The organism is Mycobacterium sp. (genome assembly GCF_040398885.1).
Lineage (GTDB): Bacteria > Actinomycetota > Actinomycetes > Mycobacteriales > Mycobacteriaceae > Mycobacterium.
Genome location: NZ_JBBATF010000032.1, coordinates 7,101 through 11,680, shown reverse-complemented (window position 1 = coordinate 11,680; position 4,580 = coordinate 7,101). Strand labels below are relative to the sequence as shown.

6 protein-coding genes are annotated in these 4,580 nt (G+C 69.4%); 3 read left to right on the top strand and 3 right to left on the bottom strand.

Annotated elements, in window-relative coordinates:
- Positions 1 to 665: 665 nt before the first annotated feature.
- Positions 666 to 947, bottom strand: a complete 282-nt coding sequence (locus ADBZ5U_RS05055) for a hypothetical protein (protein ID WP_526263019.1) — start codon at positions 945 to 947, stop codon at positions 666 to 668.
- A gap of 303 nt (positions 948 to 1,250) precedes the next feature.
- Here ADBZ5U_RS05055 and ADBZ5U_RS05050 point away from each other — a divergent pair, with 303 nt between their 5' ends.
- From ADBZ5U_RS05050 to ADBZ5U_RS05040, 3 genes are read left to right on the top strand one after another with little or no spacing between them, the layout of a single operon-like run.
- Entirely contained in the window at positions 1,251 to 1,730 is a 480-nt protein-coding gene (locus tag ADBZ5U_RS05050) for a DUF4189 domain-containing protein (RefSeq protein WP_526263017.1), read from the top strand.
- The gene (locus tag ADBZ5U_RS05045) at positions 1,708 to 2,730 is read left to right on the top strand and encodes a metallophosphoesterase (RefSeq protein WP_526263015.1); all 1,023 of its coding nucleotides are present in this window, start codon (positions 1,708 to 1,710) and stop codon (positions 2,728 to 2,730) included. Before ADBZ5U_RS05050 ends, ADBZ5U_RS05045 begins: the two co-directional genes overlap by 23 nt.
- Positions 2,731 to 2,752: 22 nt before the next feature.
- Positions 2,753 to 2,998, top strand: coding sequence for a hypothetical protein (locus ADBZ5U_RS05040; protein WP_526263013.1), 246 nt, complete (start codon positions 2,753 to 2,755; stop codon positions 2,996 to 2,998).
- A gap of 76 nt (positions 2,999 to 3,074) precedes the next feature.
- Here the strand turns inward: ADBZ5U_RS05040 and ADBZ5U_RS05035 are convergent, their stop codons facing one another.
- Together ADBZ5U_RS05035 and ADBZ5U_RS05030 are read right to left on the bottom strand one after the other, a co-directional pair.
- Complete coding sequence (locus ADBZ5U_RS05035) at positions 3,075 to 3,908, bottom strand: endonuclease/exonuclease/phosphatase family protein (RefSeq protein WP_526263011.1); 834 nt, start codon at positions 3,906 to 3,908, stop codon at positions 3,075 to 3,077.
- Positions 3,909 to 3,968: 60 nt separating this feature from the next.
- The coding region (locus ADBZ5U_RS05030) for a nucleosidase (protein WP_526263009.1) at positions 3,969 to 4,580 on the bottom strand (612 nt) is incomplete at its 5' end.

Here is a 4,580-nt window from a genome sequence, read left to right as displayed (position 1 = left end):
AGCGTGCCCGGCCTGTGCCCGACCACGTCTGATCGGTGTATTTCTCGACCGCATGGAAGGCGAAGTCCTCGCCCTCGGCCGGCGTCACCGAGACGGCGACCACCCTGGTCGGACGGACGTTCGACCAGCATTCGGTCCCGGACGGCTAACGCCTGCTGCTCGCTTTGGTCACGAACCGGCGGGCCATGGCGGGTTCGGCCGATCCGGGGTGAGGATTGGCAGGCGGCCGAGTCGGACGACGGCCCGGAGGTGAACCATGAGCTGGATCGGGGCGCTCGTGACGATCGCTGTCGCGGCCGGCGGGTTCTGGGTGTTCGCGGTCGCACCGCGCAAACAGCCGCTCAGTCGTGGGCCGTTCCTGGCCGGGGTGCTGTGCGGAGTGACGGTCGGAGTTGCCCTGACGGCGAGGCGGCGAGGACTCCGCGCCCTCGGCGCCTCGACGCTGAAAGCCGTCATGGGCCCCCCGCCCGCGGGGACGCCCGGGATCTCCCTTGACGGAGTCGCAACCCGAGCGCTCACGTTTGTGACCGCACTTGTTCGACACGGAGCTGCTTGGTCGGGTGTCCTGCGCCAGGATGCGCCGACCAGCCGGCCGCCCACTGGTCGGCACCCCCGAGTTCGTCGAGACCGAACAGGGCCACCCTTACGTCGCGCTTCGCGATACGTCAGCGGGCGCTCTCGGCGAGCCCGATGCAGGTGCCCAGCTGCCACGGCGTGCAGGGGATGCCGTCCACCGTCGGCAACTCGTTGGGACCGCCGCCGAACACCGCCCCGGTGTGCGCCGGTGCCACCGGGACGGCCCCGCCGTTGGTCCCGCCGCTGACGCAGACGCCGGAGAAGTCGCTGGGCACGGTCCCGTACGGGCATGCCGCCGCCGGCGCGGCGGTGACCCACGCCCCGACTCCGATCAACAGCGCGCAGATCACGGCTCCGAGAGGGATCTTCACGCCGCTCAGCCTAATCCGCTCGGCCGAATCCCCGGACGTTCACCCGGAACAGATTGTCCGGTAACAGATTGTCTGCTTGAGATAGCGCTGCTCTCGAACCTTCTCGCAGCCCGGGCCGGCGCTGTTCCGCCTATGTTGAGTTCCTAATGGATGTCAAGCCACTCGGGAGTTCGTAGACTCGGCTTCGGCGGGCTGGGGTGAGGGTGTCCCGGTCGGACGTTCGGCCCGCCCGCGGACTCAGTCCAAAGCTAAATGTCGGTGGATCAACCTATCGTTGGCATCGGGATCGTGGTGGGGGGACCGATGGGCGGGAAATTTCAACAGATCAGCTTGATCGCTGTTGCGCTGGCCGCCGGGCCGGCCCTGGCGGCGCCGCCTGCCGACGCCGATGACGGCTGGGTGGCGGTCGCCAACTCGCCGAATCACGAACAGCAGGACTGGGGCTACGGACCCGATCCCGCCACCGCCTCGGCCAACGCGCTGGCGCAGTGCGCGGTGCTCGAACGGGCCGGTGACTGCCGCGTCCTGGCCGTGAGCACCGACTGCGTCGCCACCGCCTGGGATGTCAGCGAGCCGCTCAACCGGATCTACGCCGGTTCGGGTGGCGGGCCCGAATCCGCCATCCGCGGCGCATTGGCGGCTGCGGGCCCCTACGCCAACGACGTGCAGGTGCGCTGCACCTGGTGGCCGCGCAACCAGCCCGGTCCTCCGCCGCAGGGAGTGTCGCTGACCACGCACCTGACTACTTCAGAGGGCTATCATGCCGCGCTGCAACGACATTGAGATCGGGGGCTCCGCATTGACCTACTACGACATCATCGGCGACATTCACGGGTGCGCGACGAAACTCGTGGCTCTGCTCGGTGAACTTGGCTACCGGCAGGACGACTCGGGGGTGTACCGCCACCCGGGGCGCACCGCGGTGTTCGTCGGCGACCTGATCGACCGCGGCGACGAGCAGCTCGAGGTCCTGCAGTTGGTCAGGGCCATGGTCGAGTCCGGCGGCGCTCGGATCGTGATGGGAAACCACGAGTTCAACGCCATCTGCTGGGCCTTGGGTCTTCGGGAACACAACGAGAAGAACACCAGACAGCACAGGGCTTTCCTGGAGCAGCTGAGTGCCGACCAGCAGCGGGAGTACGTCGAGTGGTTCAAGACCTTCCCGCTCTGGCTTGAGCTCCCGGGCCCGATCAGGGTGGTGCACGCCTGCTGGCATCCGGCCTCGATGGCTGTCGTCGAAGATGCCTGCGGGGGCGCCCGGTTGGTCACCGAACAGCACTACGCCGACGCCTCCGACAAGAAGCACCCGCTGTACCGCGCGGTGGAGAACCTCCTCAAGGGTCCCGAGATCAGCCTGACCGACCACGGCGCCGAGCCCTACTGGGACAAGGACGGCCACAAGCGGACCGATGCCCGCATCCGATGGTGGGACCACAACGCACGGACGCTGCGCGCGCTCGCCGAAACCCGGGGAGCGCGGACCGAGGACGGAGACCGGTACCCGGACCCGCCGGATCGCGAGGTCGGCCCCGCCGTCGGCCTGACGTACGTCTACACCGACGAGGTCCCGCTGTTCTACGGCCACTACTGGCGGGAGTGGGAGCCCGTCCACCTCGATGACTGGACCACCTACACCGCCTGCGTCGACTTCAGCGCGGTCAAGGGCGGAACCATGGTCGCCTACCGGTGGAACGGCGAGCCCGAGATCCACTGGGAGAACTACGTACCGCACGATCCGGCAATCGTCTCGCCGACGCCGTCGGACCGATTGGAGGCTCGCTGACCCGCTGGGCGATAATCGGTTCGTGGTCAGAAGCCCGCGGGTCTGGATCTACCTGGTGGTCGGCCTGGTCGCTGCGGGCTTGATCGGTTACTCCCAGTGGCGCGACTCCGACGCGCAACGTCTGCAGCGCTGCGTCGACGCCTCCCTCAGCCGGATGAAGCAGGACATTCCCGCGCTGGACGGTTTCGACAAGGCGCAGGCCGCCTTGGTCGAGATGTCGCGCGCGGGCTGTATCAGGCGCCTCGGCATCGACCCGCGGACAGAGTGAGCAGGTGCCGCCCCTCGCACGCGGGCGACGACGACGGGATCAGGGTGTTCCCGGCGCCCTCGGGCGATGCCGGACATCACATCTTGACTTCGGCCACCACGGCGAAATGGTCGCTGGCCCAGACATTCTCGATCGCCGCGTTGCCGGCCAGAGCGCACCGGCGCACGTGTCCCGCGCCGGATCGACGGGGGGTGGACACCATCACGTAGTCGAGCCGGCGGTGCGGATGAATGGCATGGCGGGGGACCAACGGGTTGCTCGCCGACCAGGTGTGTCCCGGGTCGGTGTTGCCCGCCGCGGCCCACGCGTCGACCAGGGTGAAATCCGGAACCGCTCCGGCGGATAGGCCGGTGGCGCGGCGGTACTCGTCGGACTCCGGGGTGCAGTTGAGGTCCCCGCCCAGGATCGCCGGCAGTGAGTCCCGCCGCCGGGTCCGATCGCCGAGGGTGTCGGCGACGTGGTTCACCAGTGCCGACATCTGGGCGCTTCGCCGCGCCGAGTGTTCAAGTCCATGCTCGAGGTGGGTCCCGGCCGCGACGAAAGGACCGCCCTCATCGGCGGGCCGACGCACCCGGGTCACCAGCGCGTGGCGCCACGTCGGCTCGCCACGCTCGTCGGGCAGCGGACACAGCCGCTCGATGCTCAGCGGCCACCGCGCCAGCACCGCGTTGACCACCCAGTACGGCGCCTGGGGGTAACGGTCGAACCCGGCGAGTTCCGCGGCCGTCACCGAGTGCAGGCCCAGTTCCTCTCCCAGGCGGGCGGCCTGGGTGGTTCCGTCGGGCTCCACCCACGATTCCTGAAGAGTGAGGACGTCGGGGGCGGTCCGTTCGATCCACGCCCGCAGCGCGCCGTGCCGGGCTTCCCAATCGCCCACCCGGCCCTGCACGTTCCACGTCATGATCCTCATCGGCCCATCCTTGACGCCGGAGTGGCCTGGCTCAAACGGCCGGGCCGAGCGGACGCGCGTTCACCCGAGCGGCAGTTCAGCGGACACCCAACCGGCCAGCGTGCGTGCGTGCTCCCCGACCGTGTCGGCCCATGTCCGGCCGGCCTGCGCTCCGGCGTCGTCGCTGACCAGTTTGATCAGCCGCGCCGGCACACCGGCGGCGCGGGCGGCCCAGGCCACGGCGTAGCCCTCCATGTCGACGAGATGGGCCGTGCGGGAGAGGGTTTCGCGCGCCCGGCTGTCGGCGATAAAGCGGTCCCCGGTGGCCAGCACCACAGGCGACCCGCCGGTGCGGGAGCCCAGTTCGATCGGCATTCCGTAATCGCGGTCGACCAGGGAGCGGATCGCCGCCGAATCGAAATCGTGCTGCATGACGGTGTGGATCTCATGCACGCCGCCGAGGCCGTCGTGCAGGCCGCCCGCGGTCCCGAGGTTGATCACCCCTGCCGGTCTCGTTTTGCTCAGCGCTGCCGACACCGCGACCGCCGCATTCACCTTTCCCGGGCCGGTGACCAGGATCGGGAGGTCCCCCCCGATGAACTCCGCCTCCTCGGGCAGCGCGAGCACCAGAAGCGGCCGGTCCGGTCGCACCACGCCGCGAAGTTCCACGGTGGGATCTTCCCGCCCCCCTCG

What these genes read in the sequence shown, in the direction of transcription:
- ADBZ5U_RS05045 (WP_526263015.1), top strand. Translation starts at nt 1,708, where the DNA reads ATGCCGCGCTGCAACGACATTGAGATCGGGGGCTCCGCATTGACCTAC.
- ADBZ5U_RS05035 (WP_526263011.1), bottom strand. Translation starts at nt 3,908, where the DNA reads ATGAGGATCATGACGTGGAACGTGCAGGGCCGGGTGGGCGATTGGGAA.
- ADBZ5U_RS05050 (WP_526263017.1), top strand. Translation starts at nt 1,251, where the DNA reads ATGGGCGGGAAATTTCAACAGATCAGCTTGATCGCTGTTGCGCTGGCC.